This is a genomic window from Flavobacterium johnsoniae UW101 (assembly GCF_000016645.1).
Classification (GTDB): domain Bacteria; phylum Bacteroidota; class Bacteroidia; order Flavobacteriales; family Flavobacteriaceae; genus Flavobacterium; species Flavobacterium johnsoniae.
Genome location: NC_009441.1, coordinates 2,373,374 through 2,389,840, shown reverse-complemented (window position 1 = coordinate 2,389,840; position 16,467 = coordinate 2,373,374). Strand labels below are relative to the sequence as shown.

Annotated in this window: 10 protein-coding genes; 2 read left to right on the top strand and 8 right to left on the bottom strand. The window is 35.2% G+C overall.

What is annotated here, in order from left to right; genetic code table 11:
* Positions 1-139: 139 nt before the first annotated feature.
* Positions 140-2,017, bottom strand: coding sequence for a sodium:solute symporter family protein (locus tag FJOH_RS10590; protein ID WP_012024104.1), 1,878 nt, complete (start codon positions 2,015-2,017; stop codon positions 140-142).
* Between the two features lie 43 nt (positions 2,018-2,060).
* A complete protein-coding gene (locus FJOH_RS10585) occupies positions 2,061-4,304 on the bottom strand; it encodes a GH92 family glycosyl hydrolase (RefSeq protein ID WP_012024103.1) in 2,244 nt (747 codons plus the stop codon).
* A 121-nt stretch (positions 4,305-4,425) separates the two neighbouring features.
* On the opposite strand from FJOH_RS10585, the gene FJOH_RS10580 reads away from it, so the two are divergent.
* Together FJOH_RS10580 and FJOH_RS10575 are read left to right on the top strand one after the other, a co-directional pair.
* A complete protein-coding gene (locus tag FJOH_RS10580; RefSeq protein ID WP_012024102.1) occupies positions 4,426-5,484 on the top strand; it encodes a sensor histidine kinase in 1,059 nt (352 codons plus the stop codon).
* Between the two features lie 67 nt (positions 5,485-5,551).
* Complete coding sequence (locus FJOH_RS10575) at positions 5,552-6,265, top strand: LytR/AlgR family response regulator transcription factor (protein ID WP_012024101.1); 714 nt, start codon at positions 5,552-5,554, stop codon at positions 6,263-6,265.
* A 383-nt stretch (positions 6,266-6,648) separates the two neighbouring features.
* On the opposite strand, the gene nagB is transcribed toward FJOH_RS10575, so the two are convergent.
* The 6 genes from nagB to FJOH_RS10545 form a co-directional block, all read right to left on the bottom strand.
* Positions 6,649-8,562 carry a glucosamine-6-phosphate deaminase gene (gene nagB, locus FJOH_RS10570; protein ID WP_012024100.1) on the bottom strand — a complete coding sequence of 638 codons (1,914 nt, stop codon included), beginning with the start codon at positions 8,560-8,562 and terminating at the stop codon, positions 6,649-6,651.
* A 140-nt stretch (positions 8,563-8,702) separates the two neighbouring features.
* Positions 8,703-10,802, bottom strand: a complete 2,100-nt coding sequence (locus FJOH_RS10565; RefSeq protein ID WP_044047662.1) for an alpha-L-fucosidase — start codon at positions 10,800-10,802, stop codon at positions 8,703-8,705.
* Positions 10,803-10,986: 184 nt separating this feature from the next.
* Positions 10,987-11,964, bottom strand: coding sequence for a glycoside hydrolase family 43 protein (locus tag FJOH_RS10560; protein WP_012024098.1), 978 nt, complete (start codon positions 11,962-11,964; stop codon positions 10,987-10,989).
* Positions 11,965-12,160: 196 nt separating this feature from the next.
* The gene (locus tag FJOH_RS10555; protein WP_012024097.1) at positions 12,161-13,339 is read right to left on the bottom strand and encodes an aldose epimerase family protein; all 1,179 of its coding nucleotides are present in this window, start codon (positions 13,337-13,339) and stop codon (positions 12,161-12,163) included.
* Between the two features lie 24 nt (positions 13,340-13,363).
* Positions 13,364-14,386: a glycoside hydrolase family 43 protein gene (locus tag FJOH_RS10550; protein ID WP_012024096.1), complete on the bottom strand. Its 1,023-nt coding sequence runs from the start codon at positions 14,384-14,386 to the stop codon at positions 13,364-13,366.
* Positions 14,387-14,618: 232 nt separating this feature from the next.
* Positions 14,619-16,430: a glycoside hydrolase family 2 protein gene (locus FJOH_RS10545; RefSeq protein ID WP_012024095.1), complete on the bottom strand. Its 1,812-nt coding sequence runs from the start codon at positions 16,428-16,430 to the stop codon at positions 14,619-14,621.
* Positions 16,431-16,467 lie beyond the last annotated feature (37 nt).

The window sequence follows — 16,467 nt, the reverse complement described above, 5'->3', positions numbered from 1 at the left end:
TGTGTTTAATTTTTTTCTCAATCTTGTCATTTCGAGGAACGAGAAATCGCACTAGAAATTCCGCAATCTAAATCGTCAATCTTTGTCGAGTTTCGTGTGCGATTTCTCGTTCCTCGAAATGACAAACTGTATGTCTTATCTAATCTTCAATTTTTCTAACCTTATCTAACCACGTAAACTTCAATATCGTAGTCGTTACTAAAAACACAATCAAAGCCGTAATTGCTTTTGGATAATCTCTGATGATGAAGAATATTGGAAGCAGAATCATACTTGACTGCCAGATAATTCCAATTGCGCAGTTCATCATATCTCTCCAGAAATCATTATTTTTCTCGAAAGTATAGTCTTCAACTTTTAATTGTTTATAAACCGGGGCCCAGAATCCCCAAGGTCTAACATTTGAATAGAATGATTTTAAAACTTCCATATCCGTTGGTTTACTTAAGAACGTTCCTAACAGACATCCTAAAATTGAGAAACCAAATATTAACGGAAACAAATAAATTGCCTGTACTTGTGCTAAATCATATAAGAATGAACCTTCGGTTAAACTTCCTTTGGCCTGACCCAAAGCAAATTGTAATGAAGCGACAATTAATCCGGCGAACATTCCCCAGAAATACCCCCAGCCATTAAAACGCCACCAAATCCATTTTAGGAAATTGGCTGCTACATAACCTCCGTACAAAGCACTTGTAATCCAAAGGGTTAAAGAGTTGATTGAGTCTGCAAAGAATCCCATAAAAACACCTAAACCAACTACAAGGAAAGAAGAAATCTGACTTACTTTAATATAATGTGCATTAGATGCAACTGGTTTAAAGTATTTTTTATAAATATCGTTTACGATATAAGCTGGTCCAGCATTTACGAAAGCTGAGAATCCAGACATAAAAGCGGCTAATAAACCTGCTAAAAGAATTCCTTTAATTCCAACCGGGATATATAAATTGACCACTTTTGGCATTAATAATTCCAGATCGGCTCCGGTTAAACCAGTATTTGCATTTAATTCTGGAGCTAAGTTTACCAGCGCAATTACTACGATTCCTGTAATTAATAAATATCTAGGAATGAATAAAATTAAGTTTGTGAAACCACTCATATAAGCAGCTTCTTTAACCGATTTTGTAGAAAGAACTCTTTGTAAATCATAACTTGGCGTTGGCCCGGCAACACTCGCAAAAAACCCTTTAAACAATGTCATCCCGATGAAAGCGCCAAACATTTTATAACCTTCAGAATCAATTAAATTATTGAAGGTTAGGAATTTATCACTCCATTGGGTTTCAAACTGCCAGCCAAAGAAAACATTTTTCCATTCTGGCGTAATAATCGAATTAATCTGAATATCAGTATAATTAATAAATGCATATCCGGCAATTAAAACTCCGGCTACAATCATAATTAAATATTGCACCACTTCTGTCGCTACTACCGAGAACATCCCGCCTTTTACAGTATAAATTGTAGTTAAAAAGATGATTAACAACGCATAAGAACGTTCAGAAGTCAATAAAATCATATCTCCGTAATGAAGCGTTAAATCCCACGGAAGAATAATGGTTACAAATTTTCCAATTCCTTCAAAGAAATAAGCGATAAAACCAATTGTAGAAATAATAGCAAAAATAGCCACAATAATATGCGATGCTTTTCCGGCTCTGTCACTTCCAAAACGGGTTAAAATCCACTCAGAACCTGTCATTACTTTTGATCTTCTAATCCAGACCGCAAGGAACATCATTACAAAAATCTGGTTCCAGATTGGCCACAACCACATGAACATAAAGCTTTTTACACCATACAGAAAAAGTACGCCAATCATCCAGGAAGTTCCGGAAACATCAAACATTCCAGATCCGTTACTTAGACCTAAAAAATACCATTTGATTGTTTTTCCTCCAAGAAAATAATCATCTAATCCTTGTTTTGCTTTTCTTGAAATCCAAATTCCGATACTCACCGAGAGCAGAATGTAAGCTACGATTATCGATACGTCAATAATATCCATTTAATTTTTTTTGTTAGTAGGTTAGTTTTGTTTTTTGTTTTGTTTATTTTTTTGTTCCCCAGCTTTTATTTGGCTGCGATCCCATTACAAAATGTAAAACCCCGCCTTTTAAAATCTGTTGATGTGTAATTGCTGTTTGATTGAATTCGACTCCGTTTAAAGTCGCCGACTGGATATAAAAGTTTTTGTCTGAAACATTCTCAGCTTCAATTACAAACGTTTTCCCTTTTTCAAGATTGATAGTTGCTTTTTCAAAAATCGGACTTCCAATTTCGTATTCGCCAGAAGCCGGATTCATAGGATATAATCCCATTGAACTAAAAACATACCATGCAGACATTTGTCCGCAGTCTTCATTACCGCTTAATCCGTTTGGTGTTGTATTATATTGCGTATCAAAAATATGACGAACCCAATATTGTGTTCTCCAAGGCTGGCCTGCATGATTGAACATATACGCAATATGGTGGCTTGGCTCGTTTCCGTGTGCATACTGCCCAATTAATCCTGAAATATCTGCCGAAACATTGTTTCCCGTAATTTCTGAACTCTCTGTAAATAACTGCTCTAAGCGTTTCGTAAATACTTCAGTGCTTCCGTGAAGTTTAATAAAATCTTCTACATTATGAGGTACAAACCAGCTGTGCTGCCATGCATTTCCTTCGGTATAATCTGTATGTTCTCTGTGATTCGAATGTTTTGGATCGAAAGGCTCATTCCATGATTTCCCGTCTTCAGATTTTCCTCTCATGAATCCTGTTTTCGGATCAAATAAATATTGGTATGCCTGAGAACGTTTTAAGAAAAATTCGTAATCGGCATTTTTTCCTAAAGCTTTTGCCATTTGGGCCACGCACCAATCGTCATAAGCATATTCCAGAGTAATTGTAACTGATTCGTCTAATAAATTATAAGGTATATAACCGTATTTTTTGTAGAAATTTAAACCACGTTCGTCCTGCATCATCGTAGTTTTCATAGCTTCGAAAGCTTTTTCGGCATCAAAACCTTTTATTCCTTTTAAATAGGCATCAACAATTACCGGAATGGAATGGTAACCTGTCATTGTATTCGTTTCATTGGCGTATAGTGTCCAAACCGGTAATATTTTTTTGGTATCGTAATACGCTAACATTGAGTTTACAATATCTGAAGCTTTATCTGGCGCCAGCAGAGTCAATAATGGATTTTCGGCTCTAAAAGTATCCCATAGTGATAAGGTCGAATAAGCGGTATAATCTTTTGCTGTAACAATTTGATCATCCTCTCTCCTAAATTGACCGTTTTTATCACTATAGGTTACAGGGGCAACTTGTGCGTGATACATCGCAGTATAGAAAATCGTTTTTAACGAATCTACTGGTGTTTCAACTTTAATTTTACTTAATGCTTTATTCCAAACAGAAGAAGCTTCTGATTTTGTATTGTCGAAATTGGCTTTTTCTCCGTCTAAATTTTCTTTTGCATTCGCCGTACTTACAGATGAAAGTGCCACTTTTACAAAAAGCTGATCGGAGTTTTTCGGATCAAAAAATAATTGTGCCGAAGTATTTTCTCCGTCAGCTTTTTCACCATTAACAATTTGTTTATCAGCAATTAAAACTGACTCAGAAATAGGTTTAGAAAACTTAGCCACAAAAAATACTTTCTGATTTTTTGCCCAGCCCATACTATAACGATAACCACTTATAGTATATTCGTCTTCAATTTTAATTTCTGTCTTTAAAGCTTTATCCCAATTAATAGCAAATCCTAAATCGACTACAACAGATTGTTTGTCATTTTTAGCAAATGTATATTTGTGATAAGCTGTTCTTTGTGAAGAAGTTAATTCTACATTGATCTTAGGATCCTCAAGAAAAACCTGGTAAGAACCTGGTGCTGCTTTTTCGTTAGCATGACTGTATAATGATTTATATGGTAATTGATCGCGTGATGTTGTTTTAGCTGTTAAATCGACTTTTTTGTTTGTCGGCATAAATAAAATGTCTGCCAAATCGCCAATTCCGGTTCCGCTTAAGTGCAAATGACTGAAACCAGAAACAATAGAATCTGAGTAATGATAGCCTGAACACCAATCCCAGCTTGATATTCCGTTATCAGGACTTACTTGTAACATTCCAAAAGGAACTGTCGCTCCAGGATACGTATGGCCGTGTCCACCTGTCCCAATAAAAGGATCAACATGGCTTACAAAAATATTTTCTTGATTATTATTTTTGTATGACTTTATTTTACAACTTGTAACCAGAATTACAAATAAAGCAGGCACGAAAATTTTCTTCATATAAAACAACCTTAATTTAACTTTAAATTTATATAAACTGACTTTTTATTAAAACTTATTTAGACGGACAACATATAAACTTAGATAAACATCAAAAAAAGTCACAAAACATACTCATATTATGAATTTCAATTCTAATAAATTATACCGCGTACCTTTGTATTATCATGTAGTTTTTTGGCTGACTTATTTCTTATTTAATACTTTTAGGTGGGGAAGCTATTTTAACGATTACTGGTATTCGATAAAAACCAACTTGCTTGGATTTCCTATTCACATGACACTTTGTTATTTGAATATCCTGATTTTTATGCCGTATCTGGTGTACCGAAAAAAGTATGTTTTGTATGTACTTGCGGTTTTATCTGCCATTTTTGTTATGGTATTGATAAAATTTAACCTTACTTATCTGTTAATCACACATGAAGTATGGCCCGAAGGCCCTCAAACAATCGACAAATTAACACTGAATTATACGATTGATATGATGATGGGTGAATTGTATGTAATGACTTTTGTTACGGCAATCAAAATCACTTTAGACTTCTTGAAAGAACAAAAAAGAGTAACTGATTTAGAGAAATCACAATTAGAAACTGAACTGCTTTTCCTTAAATCTCAAATTTCGCCGCACTTTTTCTTCAACACATTAAATAACATTTATTCTTTATCTGTCGAAAAATCGAATAAAACGCCCAAGATTGTTTTAAAACTTTCTGAGCTGATGCGTTACATGCTTTATGATACAAGCGGAAAAAAACAGAGTTTAGAAAACGAAATTTTGTGTATTCAAAATTACCTTGATCTGGAGCGAATTAGAAATGACGAACGTCTGGAAGTAAACATGGAAGTTTCGGGAGATATTCATGATAAAGAGATTTCTCCGGTGATTTTACTGACTTTTATTGAAAATGCTTTTAAACACGGCGTAAATAAAAACACCGGAAAAGTAAAAATCGACATTAAATTTAAGGTAAAAGATGATTTTCTGTACTTTACAATTTCAAATCCAACGCCAGAAATTACGCAGCATCATGATAATTTTAACAAGTCAAGTGGCATAGGGATTAAAAATGTTAAAAAAAGACTGGAATTAGGTTATAATAAAAGTGACTATAAGCTTTCATTTAAAAATAAAAAAGATATTTTTGTCGTAAAGCTGGTGATTAAAGTATCCTAACACCGTTTTTCCTCGTATATAAGTTTACCTGCTAAATTATTTCGCTCAAATAACTAAGATTATAGAAATGAGAATAAAATGTTTGATTATTGACGATGAGCCATTGGCAATCAATGTTATTAAAAATTACTTAGAGCCGCTTGAAAATTTTGAGGTAGTAAATACTTTTAGTAACCCGATTGAAGGCTTGAATTTTTTGAAGAATAACAAAGTTGATGTTATTTTTCTGGATATAAACATGCCGGTTCTTGACGGAATTAATTTTATAAAAAGTCTCGAAAATCCGCCTTTATTAGTAATTACAAGCGCCTATAGTCAGTTTGCAATTGAAACTTATGAATTGGACGTTTTAGATTATCTGGTAAAACCAATCGAATTTCCAAGATTAATGAAAACGCTCAATAAAATCAGCAAGAGGTTAGAAAACAAGGCTTCTTCTCCGCAGGAAAGCAATCCAGACAGCCCTTTTATTTTCGTAAAAATTGACAAAAAGAGAATGAAGAAAATTTTCTTCAACGAAATTCTGGTTATCGAAAGCCTTAAAGATTATTTAAAAATCAACACCACTACAGGTAAATATATTATTCACAGCACATTATCTGACTTTACAGATTTACTGCCAGAAAAAAACTTCCTGAGAATCCACAGATCTTACACCATTGCAATCGATAAAATCGACGCAGTTGAAGGAAACAGCATTGAAATTGAAGGACTTCGATATGTGATTGGAAGATCGTATATCGATCATGTAAAACAGAGAATTTTAAATTCTTCTATTTGATTTTGTGAAAAATTATAAATAAAAAGTTAGATGTTAGAAATCTAATTTTGTGAGGCCTTTGTCAAAGTTTGAAATTTTGACAAAGGTTTTTTATTTTAATTAAGGTTACTGCATCTCATTTCGAGAAACGAGAAATCGCACATGAAATTCAACAACGAGAATCGCCAATCTTTACGGAGTTACTTGTGAAGATTTCTCCTTCGTCGAAATGACAAAAATGGCGGATTTCTTCGTTCCTTTGCGTAAACCTTAGCGCTCTTTGCGGTTAAACCAGACTACATACAAAAACAAAAAAAATGCAGCCAACCACGGCTGCATTTCAAAACTTGGTAACTAACCAAATAAACCACATGAAAATAGTTTATTATATTTTAAAGATTTTCTTAGAAGAAATATCTCTTGAAGGCTTCAATTGCTGAATAGTCAGCTAAACCTAGAGCGTGATATTTTTCTGCAGTTAATCTGTTTCTGTCTTCTGCTCTAATCCAGAATTCTCTGCTGTCATCACCCTGAAACATTACACCGTCTTTTTGAGACTGGTGATAGAAAATCGCGTGACGTTTTTTAAGCACCTGATCCGGACTCATTGGAACCGCCATTTCAATTTGGTAGGTTTCCCATTCGTGCCAAGCACCTCTGTACAGCCAAACCCAGCAGTCATCCATAAAACTCTTGTGTTTCAATCGTTTCAAAGCTTCAAACAAACTATCCAGACACACTTTGTGCGTTCCGTGCGGGTCTGCTAAATCTCCTGCTGCGTAGATTTGATGAGGTTTTATTCTTTCGATGATATCGCACATAATTTCAATATCTGCCTCACCAAGATTATTTTTCTTTACCGTTCCTGTTTCATAAAAAGGAAGATCAAGGAAATTTACATTAGAATCCGGCAAGCCTAAATATCTTGTTGCTGCTAATGATTCACTTCTTCTAATTAAACCTTTCAGCTTTCTTACTTCTAATGAATCGATATCATTGCTTTTTTTGTTTTTCAAAAAGTCAATAATAGTCTCTGCCGTAACAGAATCAGCATTTAATGCTTTTGTAATTTCAGCAAACTTTAAAGCTTCCTGATTCGAAACCGCAATATTTCCTGAAGTCTGGTATGCAATATGAACATCATGCCCCTGCTCTACCAATCTGTCAAAAGTTCCTCCCATTGAGATAACATCATCATCTGGGTGCGGACTAAAAATGATAATTCTTTTTCTTTCCGGAGTTGCACGTTCTGGTCTGTAGGTATCATCAGCATTTGGTTTTCCTCCCGGCCATCCCGTGATAGTCTGCTGCATTTTGTTGAACATTTTAATATTCAAATTGTATGCAGTCCCTTCTTCTGTTAAAACGCTAGACATTCCGTTATCGTTATAATCTTTGTCAGTCAGTTTTAAGAAAGGTTTTTTAGTTAATTCGCTTAACCAAGCTACCGCTTTCAATTTTAATTCGTCTGTCCAGATTACAGATTTTACTAACCAAGGCGTTTTTACTCGGGTTAATTCTGATGAAGCTTCGGTATCTAAAACAAAAGTTGTGTTGTTGTGCTGTTGTAAATACGTCGCCGGAACTCGAGATGAAATTTCACCTTCGATTGTTTTCTTTATAATATCTGCTTTGCTGATTCCCCATCCAAGAAGTACAATTCTTTTGGCATTTTTTACGGTGCCAATTCCCATTGTAATTGCTTTTCTAGGCACATTATCAATTCCTAAAAATGATGATGCTGCATCAACACGTGTTAAGTGATCTAATGTAATGCTTCTGGTTCCAGAATTTACGTGAGATCCCGGTTCGTTGAATCCGATATGTCCCGTTCTTCCAATTCCAAGAAGCTGAAAATCCAATCCGCCGTAAGCTTTGATTTTCATTTCATAATCGATGCAATATTGCTGAAGGTCTTCATTGCTGATGCTTCCGTCAGGAATATTGATATTTTGAGGCGGAATATTAACATGATTAAATAGGTGCTCATGCATAAAGTACCAATAACTTTGAATGTCGTTTTTATCCATTGGATAATACTCATCTAAGTTGAAAGTTACCACATTTGCAAAGCTTAAACCTTCTTCTTTATGAAGACGAACTAATTCTTCGTATACTTTTATAGGAGAAGATCCTGTTGCCAAACCTAAAACACAAGGTTCGTTTAATTCTTCTTTTCTCTGAATTATATTGGCTATTTCCTGAGCTACTAAAATCGAAGCTTCTTTAGACGAATCAAAAATTACATTGTGTATCTTTTCAAAACGCGTTTCTTCAAACTTTCCTGCTTCTTTGAAATTTATACTTTCTTTAATCATTTGCCTGTTGTTCTAATTATTTAGTATAAAATTAAATATTACATAATGTAAATAATCAAAAATTCGACTAATAACCTGTTACCTTCGCTATAGGACAAAATTTGAAACTTTAACCAAAAAGTTTACAATTCAAAAGGCAATTATAATGTTTCGATAACATTTAATTCTGCAATAGAAACAGTCGATCCCTTTGCCACTGCTGACTTGGCAACGAAACGAATATATCTGGCTTTGGCTTTTTTGAAAGTCTTAATCTGTTCGATTGGGTTGTGTTTAATATTCGAAAATTCACCTTCAGACTGCAATGTCCAGTTTATATTATCAGTGCTTGTGTAGAATTCATAATTTGAAATTAAATTAAGATTGTTTCCTACTTGCTGCGGTATATAAGTAAATCCGTTTAAGTTTAAAAGGCTTCCCATATCTATAATTATTTCCTGTGGAAGTTTGTTTTGATCATTGCCAAAACTCCAATCTGTATCTGGATTTCCGTCGATAACACGATCAGCTGATTTTAAATCTCCGCTTGAAGCCGAAACTATTTTCCAGTTTTCTTTTGATGCGCCGTATTTTGCTGTTTTTACTGCGCTGCTAATATTTTCTACAGCATCAATTGCTACAGCTTTTATGGTAACCGCTTTCTTAACTCGAAATACTCCTTTATATAAGGTGCTTTTTTTCGTTGGATTTTTTCCGTCAAGCGAATAATAAACAGGATTTCCATCTTGAGATTTAATCGTAACATCGCCGTTTTTATCACGGCTGATTTCCGGCATACGCACAAAAGTCGGTGCATTGTAAACCTGAATATTTGAAATAACAATGTTTGCTTTTGAATCTGTGATATTGATTCTTAATGCCGATGCTTTAACCCGGTCGATTCTTAAAATTCTTTTGTAACCAATTGTAGTTTCGTTTGCAGCAGTTTTCCAGTTTCCATCAACTTTAACCTCAACATTAAAAGCTTTTACACGCTGTCCAAGTGCAATATATTCCTGAAGTAAAATTCGGTTTATATCAGTTGGTTTATCAAACTCAAAAGTTATTGAAGCCGTTTTAACATTGTCGTCTGTTGCCCAATAGGTATTTTTATTTCCATCGACAGCATTTTTTCCTGCAAATGTTTCGCTGCTGCCTCTAACATTATCAGCCGTAATTTTTGTTTTAGATAATAATTCGGTTTTAAAATCAGCTTTTACAGTCGCTACCAATTCTTTTAATCTGGCTTCGTCATTTTCGTGAACCAAACCTCTCCTGTCAACCGGAAGATTTAATAATAAAGTGGCATTTCGCCCAATTGATTCGTAATAAATATCGACCATTTCATCCAGCGGACGTACTTTATCATCTTCAACTGAATGATAAAACCATCCTGGTCTGATCGAAACATCGGCTTCGCCAGGAACCCATTTTTCTCCGTCTTCATGCCCCGACATAAATTCGGTATAATGTACTTTTCCGGCCAATTCATCTTTTTGGCGTAAAAGTGACCAGTTTGTTTTTCCGGCACGGCCTTCTTCATTTCCAATCCATCTGGCTTCAGAAGGGCCAACGCCCCAAACCAAAGTTTTTGGTGCAGTTTTGTATATTAATTTATAGGTTTCATCCCAATTGTAATATTCAAGTGTATTGATTTTTCTTGTTTCATTGGCTCCGCCGTAATAACCGTCACCGCCGTTTGCACCGTCAAACCACATTTCAAAAACATCTCCGTAATTGGTCAATAATTCTTTCAGCTGGTTTCTGAAATAGGTAATATATTCCGGCTTGCCATAATCTGCACGGTTTCTGTCCCAGGGAGAAAGATATAATCCTAATTTTAAATCGTATTCTTTACAGGCTTCTGCCAATTCTTTAACCAAATCACCTTTCCCGTTTTTCCACGGAGAATTCTTCACAGAACGTTCTGTATACGCCGACGGCCATAAACAAAATCCGTCGTGATGTTTGGCTACCAAAATAATTCCTTTCATTCCGGCCGCTTTTACAATACGCGCCCATTGGCGAACGTCTAAATTTGTCGGGTTAAAGAGAGCTGGAGATTCGTCTCCGTAACCCCATTCTTTATTGGTAAATGTATTTAATGAAAAATGTACAAAAGCATAAAATTCCATTTCCTGCCAGTCCATTTGTTTTTGTGTAGGAAGCGGACCAAAAGGTTCCGGAGCTTTTACAGTATTTTGACTGTTTGCAGAAATTGTGATACATAGAGAACACAAGAAAAGAAAAATGTTTTTCATCGTACGGTGATTCATAACGTATTAATAAAATAGGAACAACACAATATTAATGTAAATTACTATTCTAAATGTTATTATTTCGACCAACAACGATTTTGAATTGTTAAGTGTATGCTGTAAAAAAAATCAGGTTTCAAATTTCAGGTTAAAAACCCGGAACTTGAAACCTGAAATAAAAAAATACTTATTTCACATTTAAGAACTGAAAACTTGCAGGATCAGCCACAATTTTCCCGTCTTTAAATTCAATTGAAATAATTCCGGCTTTTCTTGGTGAAACACCGCTTTCGCTAAAATGTGTATGCAGTACATAATGCATTTTGTTGTTTTTATCCCAAAAAACATCACCGTGGCCAATTCCGTTTTGTTTGGTGTTTTTTCTGCTGATGATTGGACTGTCTGCTGCTTTTTCCCAAGGTCCAAGCGGACTTTTACTGGTCGCGTAACCTACAGCATAATCTATATTTCTGAAATCATTTGCCGAATAAATCATGTAATACAAACTGTTGTGTTTTAAAACTGTCGGGCCTTCTGTAACCGGCCAGCTTACATTTTGTGTGTTTTCCCAAGGCAAAATTCCCGAAATACATTCGGTTAAAGTTTCCGGTTTTATACTTTGAAAATCGTCATTGATTTCTGCAGCGAAAATTCGGTTTCCGTTGGTTAAACGCACATGATATAAATATTTTTTTCCATCTTCATCAATAAAAATGAACGGATCGATTTGGTTTCCGGTTTTAATAATCGGTTCTTTTGATTCGCTTTTAAACGGCCCAAGCGGACTGTCACTTACTGCGACTGCAATATTTTCATTTGCAGTGTAAATCATGTAAAATTTATTTTGATACGAAAGTATCTGCGGTGCCCAGAAACCTTTGTCGCCAAAAGCGTCTCCTTTTTTTAAAGCAAGACCGCTCTGAGCACCATTTGGACCTTTCCAGTCTTTTAAATCTGTTGAGGTATATACCTGAAATCCTTCACCGTTGGGAAAATCTCCTGTTGTGGTTCCGTATAAATAATAGGTTCCTTTGTTGTAAAATATAGTTGGATCGGCCAGTAAGATGGTATTCGATTTTACTTCTTTTGGTTTATCTGTGCTTTTTTCTTGTGAGCAAGCTGTAAAAACACAGAATAATGTTATTACTGATAGTATTTTTTTCATGTTTTATGTTTTAAATGCTTTTTTAACCGCAAAGAGCGCAAGGAATTACGCAAAGCACGCAAGAGTAAAAAAAAAAAATAAGGAATTACTTTGCGTTCCTTCGACTTCGCTCAGGGTGACAAAAGTGAGAAAAAAAACTTTGCGACCTTTGCGTAATTCTTAGCGCTCTTTGCGGTAAAAAAACTTTGCGGTTAAACTACTTTTTTACAGAAAACTGATAATAAGAAACTGTATGATATTTTTCTCCGGGTTTTAAAACAATCGGAGCAAATTTTGGCTGATTTGGCGCGTCTGGAAAATGCTGTGTTTCTAAAGCAAAAGCAGTTCTAAAATCGTCTTTTGCACCACTTTTAAAGGTGTTTTTTGACTGCATGAAATTCCCGCTGTAAAACTGTAATCCCGGTTCTTGTGTAAAAATATCAAGCGTGATTCCCGATTTATCACCAGAAATTGTTGCAGCATGATTTAATCCGTTTTTCTTAGTTCCGTTTAAAACGTAATTGTGGTCGTAGCCTTTTCCAAATTTCAACTGTTCATCTTTCGTTTCAATTCTTTCGCCAATGGTATGTTTTGAAGTAAAATCGAAAGGCGTATTTTTTACTGGTTTTAATTCACCGTTTGGAATCAAACCTTCGTCAACGGGAGTAAATTCGTTGGCATAGATCTGTAATTCGTGATTTAAGATTGTACCGCTTCCTTCTCCGTTTAAATTTAAAAAAGCATGATTGGTTAAATTGACAATTGTTGTTTTATCTGTAGTTGCTTCATACTCCATTTGAACCGAATTATCATCAGTAATCGTATAGGTTACTTTTACAGATAAATTTCCAGGAAAACCTTGTTCGCCGTCTGGTGAAACATAGGTAAAAACCAGAATGTTTTCGTTTGTTTTTTCGGCATTCCAAACTACATCCTGAAAACCTTTTACACCACCATGCAAGGCATTTTTCCCATTATTTAACGGAACTTGATATTGTTTTCCTTCTAATGTAAATTTCCCTTTTCCTATTCGGTTTCCAACTCTTCCAATTGTAGCTCCAAAGTAAGGTTCTGTTGAGGTTTTAAAACCTTTTGCACTGTTCATTCCCACAACAACATCGGTTGATTTTCCATTTTTATCGTTTACCCAAAGTCCGATTAGTCTTCCGCCGTAATTGGTAAAAGCGGCTTTAATACCTTTGTTTTCGATCCAGTATAAGCCAACTTTTTTTCCGTCGATTATCGTATCGAAATTTTTAGTTTGTAAAACAGTTTTTGTTGAATCTGATTGTATTGCAGCAGTTTCTTTTGAAGTGGAATTTTCTTTTTTATTGTCCTTACAATTAAACTGAAAAAGCGCCAGTAAAACGACAGCTGCTATTTGGATATTTTTCATTTTGTGAATTTTAAAATGTTTGTATTATTTTGAAGGAATTGCCAGTTTGGTTTCTTCACTTACCGGTTCTCCCAAAACTGGAAATCCGTTGGCATCCCAATCAATTTTCTGCATTCTTGGCGATCTTTTATTGCCGCATCCTTCTCCCGGATTTGAGTTGGCGTGATACAAAATCCAATCTTCTTTTCCGTCTGGAGATTTAAAAAATGAATTGTGTCCCGGTGCGTATACTTTGTTTTTATCTGATTGTTTGAAGATGGGGTCAGGAGATTTTTTCCAGGCATTGGCATCTAATAAATTATCACCTCCGTTAAATGTTAATAATCCTAAAGCGTAAAAATCTGTCCAGCATCCGCTTGCCGAAAACACGATAAAAATTTTACCGTTTCTTTCTAAAAACTGCGGGCCTTCGTTTACGTTTACCTGAGGCGGATTTACATCATCATGCAGCGCTCCGTGCGTTTCCCAGTCATTTGTTGGTGCAGAAATCATAACGCGGTCGCCTTCAATTTCAAGCGGATTTTTCATTTTAGCGATGTAAATATTCTGCTGTCCGTTTGTGTCACCTTCCCATCCGGCCCAAATCATATAGAGTTGATTTTTATGTTCGAAGACATTTCCGTCGATTGCCCATTTATCTGTTTTGGCAGCAATTTTTCCTTTAAATTCAAATTTTCCTTTAAACGGATCAGATGATTTGTTTTCTAAAACATACATACGGTGCGTATTGTTGTCACCATTATCTGCTGCAAAATAACAATACCATTTTCCGTTGATGATATGAAACTCCGGTGCCCAGATTTCAGCCGAATAATTGGTGTTTTGGGGCGGTGTCCAGATTACTTTGCTTTCTGCATTTTTAATATCAGACAAGTCTTTTGTTTTCCATAAAACCAGTTTATTCCCCAATGTATTGGTGTAATAATAATAGCCTTTGTAATAGGTGCTGTATGGGTCTGCACCCGCTGGAAGAATTGGGTTTGTAAATGTTTTTTGCTGCGCAAAACTTATAATTGTGAACAGAAAAAGTATAAGGTATTTTTTCATTTTTAGTTTTTTTATTGTTGGGCGTGATTTTAAAAACACATAGAGACATAGTTTTTCTTTGTCTGTAAAAAGGCATTTCATTTTTCTTAAACAAACATAGCTTTCCATGGTCTTGAAAAAATACTTTTTACAGTATCTCTGTACAACTATATGTAGAAACTAGTTTCTTTTACTTCCACTTTTTTAAGATAAAAATATCTATGTCTCTATGTGTTTAAAAACAAATCACTATTTAATGATTCAAAGCATTTATAACTTCAGAATTTATGTTATTTACAGCTTTGAAATCCATTTTATCTATTTTTCTGTCGTAGGTCATGAAACCGTTTACTTCTCCTTCAACATCGGTTGTCTGCGTGTAAACTGCTGCTGAAAATCCTGTTTTTACATAATTCTTTAAGATTTTAGCATACTTGATATATTCTGCCGTTACTTCAGCTTCATTTTTAAATTTAACGTAACCCCAATTGTCATTTGCTCTCCATAAATGCCCTTCCAGCGGAAGACCAATCCCGCCGTATTCTCCTAAAACAGTAACTCTTCTGGCATCATACAAATACATTTCTGGTCCGGGATAATTGTGTAAATCTAAAATGTCTCCGGTTTGAAAATGATTCCCGCCGCTTGACGAATTTGTTAATCGGCTTGGATCGTGGTTTTTAGTCCATTCTGTAATTTCTACGGTTTTGAATTGTCCCCAGGCTTCGTTAAACGGAACCCAAACAACAATACTTGGATAGGAATACAAATGATCCATAATTTCTTTCCATTCTTTTCTGTAGATTTCTTCTGATTTTGCCGAACGCTGTAATTCTGTTCCGGTAAAATATTTTGTGTTTTGCCAAATCGGCTGATCGTCTCCGCTTGGCATATCCTGCCAAACCAAAATTCCTAATTGATCGCAATGTGTGTACCAGCGTTCCGGCTCAACTTTTACGTGTTTACGAATCATATTAAAGCCTAATTCTTTGGTTTTAATAATATCGTATTTTAAAGCTTCATCAGTTGGTGCAGTGTATAATCCGTCTGGCCACCAGCCTTGGTCTAAAGGTCCGAATTGAAAATAATCTTTATTGTTTAACTGCATTCTCATGATTCCGTTTTCATCTCGTTTAGATGAAATTTTTCGCATCGCAAAATAACTTTTCACCTCATCAACCACTTTATTTTTGCTGATTAAACGAACTTTAGTCTGATATAAAAACGGACTTTCAGGCGACCATAATTTTGGGTTATTCAAAACAATATCGTTGCTTTCGCCAACAACAGCTTTTTCTTTGGCAATTTCTTTACCACCGTCAAAAACAGAAATTTCAACTAAATCTCCTTTTTCTGCTCCGTTTATATCAGCCTTAATGCTGATTGTATTTTGGTCAATATTGGGTGTTGTTTTTAGTTCTGTAATATTTTTAGCGTTTACTGGCTCAATCCAAACGGTCTGCCAGATTCCGGTAACAGGCGTATACCAAATTCCTTCTGGATTTTTAACTTGTTTTCCTCTTGGCTGAGGTCCGTCGTTTGATGGATCCCAAACTTTAACGACTAGTTTTTGATTTTTCCCTTTTTGAATAAATGGCGTTATATCAAATGAAAATGGTGTATAACCTCCAGTATGCGAACCTACTTTAATGTCGTTTATAAAAACTTCTGTTTTCCAGTCAACAGCTCCAAAATGTAAAAGGATATTTTTGCCGTTCCAGCCTGATTCAATCGAAAAATTAGTTTCGTACCAAAGTTCATTTTTTGCACCGACTTCTTTCATCACACCAGACAGACTTGATTCTGCCGCAAACGGAACCAGAATCTGTCCGTCATATTTTGAAGGCGCAGTTTTGCCAAATTCCTGAATGGCATAATTCCATAAACCATTTAGATTTTTCCATTGGCTGCGCTCCATAATCGGACGGGGATATTCTGGCAGCGGTTTCTTTGCATCAACCTGTTCTGCCCATTTTGTTTTGATTTTATCTCCCTGAGGTTTCCATTGCGCATTTACTGCAAACATGGATAACAAGGCTAAAAAAAGGATACTTTTTCTTTTCATGCTTTATATATTTTAGGCACTTTTTGATAACAAAAAA

Coding starts and splice junctions, on each gene's coding strand:
- FJOH_RS10590 (WP_012024104.1), bottom strand. CDS start 2,017: ATGGATATTATTGACGTATCGATAATCGTAGCTTACATTCTGCTCTCG.
- FJOH_RS10585 (WP_012024103.1), bottom strand. CDS start 4,304: ATGAAGAAAATTTTCGTGCCTGCTTTATTTGTAATTCTGGTTACAAGT.
- FJOH_RS10580 (WP_012024102.1), top strand. CDS start 4,426: ATGAATTTCAATTCTAATAAATTATACCGCGTACCTTTGTATTATCAT.
- FJOH_RS10575 (WP_012024101.1), top strand. CDS start 5,552: ATGAGAATAAAATGTTTGATTATTGACGATGAGCCATTGGCAATCAAT.
- nagB (WP_012024100.1), bottom strand. CDS start 8,562: ATGATTAAAGAAAGTATAAATTTCAAAGAAGCAGGAAAGTTTGAAGAA.
- FJOH_RS10565 (WP_044047662.1), bottom strand. CDS start 10,802: ATGAAAAACATTTTTCTTTTCTTGTGTTCTCTATGTATCACAATTTCT.
- FJOH_RS10560 (WP_012024098.1), bottom strand. CDS start 11,964: ATGAAAAAAATACTATCAGTAATAACATTATTCTGTGTTTTTACAGCT.
- FJOH_RS10555 (WP_012024097.1), bottom strand. CDS start 13,339: ATGAAAAATATCCAAATAGCAGCTGTCGTTTTACTGGCGCTTTTTCAG.
- FJOH_RS10550 (WP_012024096.1), bottom strand. CDS start 14,386: ATGAAAAAATACCTTATACTTTTTCTGTTCACAATTATAAGTTTTGCG.
- FJOH_RS10545 (WP_012024095.1), bottom strand. CDS start 16,430: ATGAAAAGAAAAAGTATCCTTTTTTTAGCCTTGTTATCCATGTTTGCA.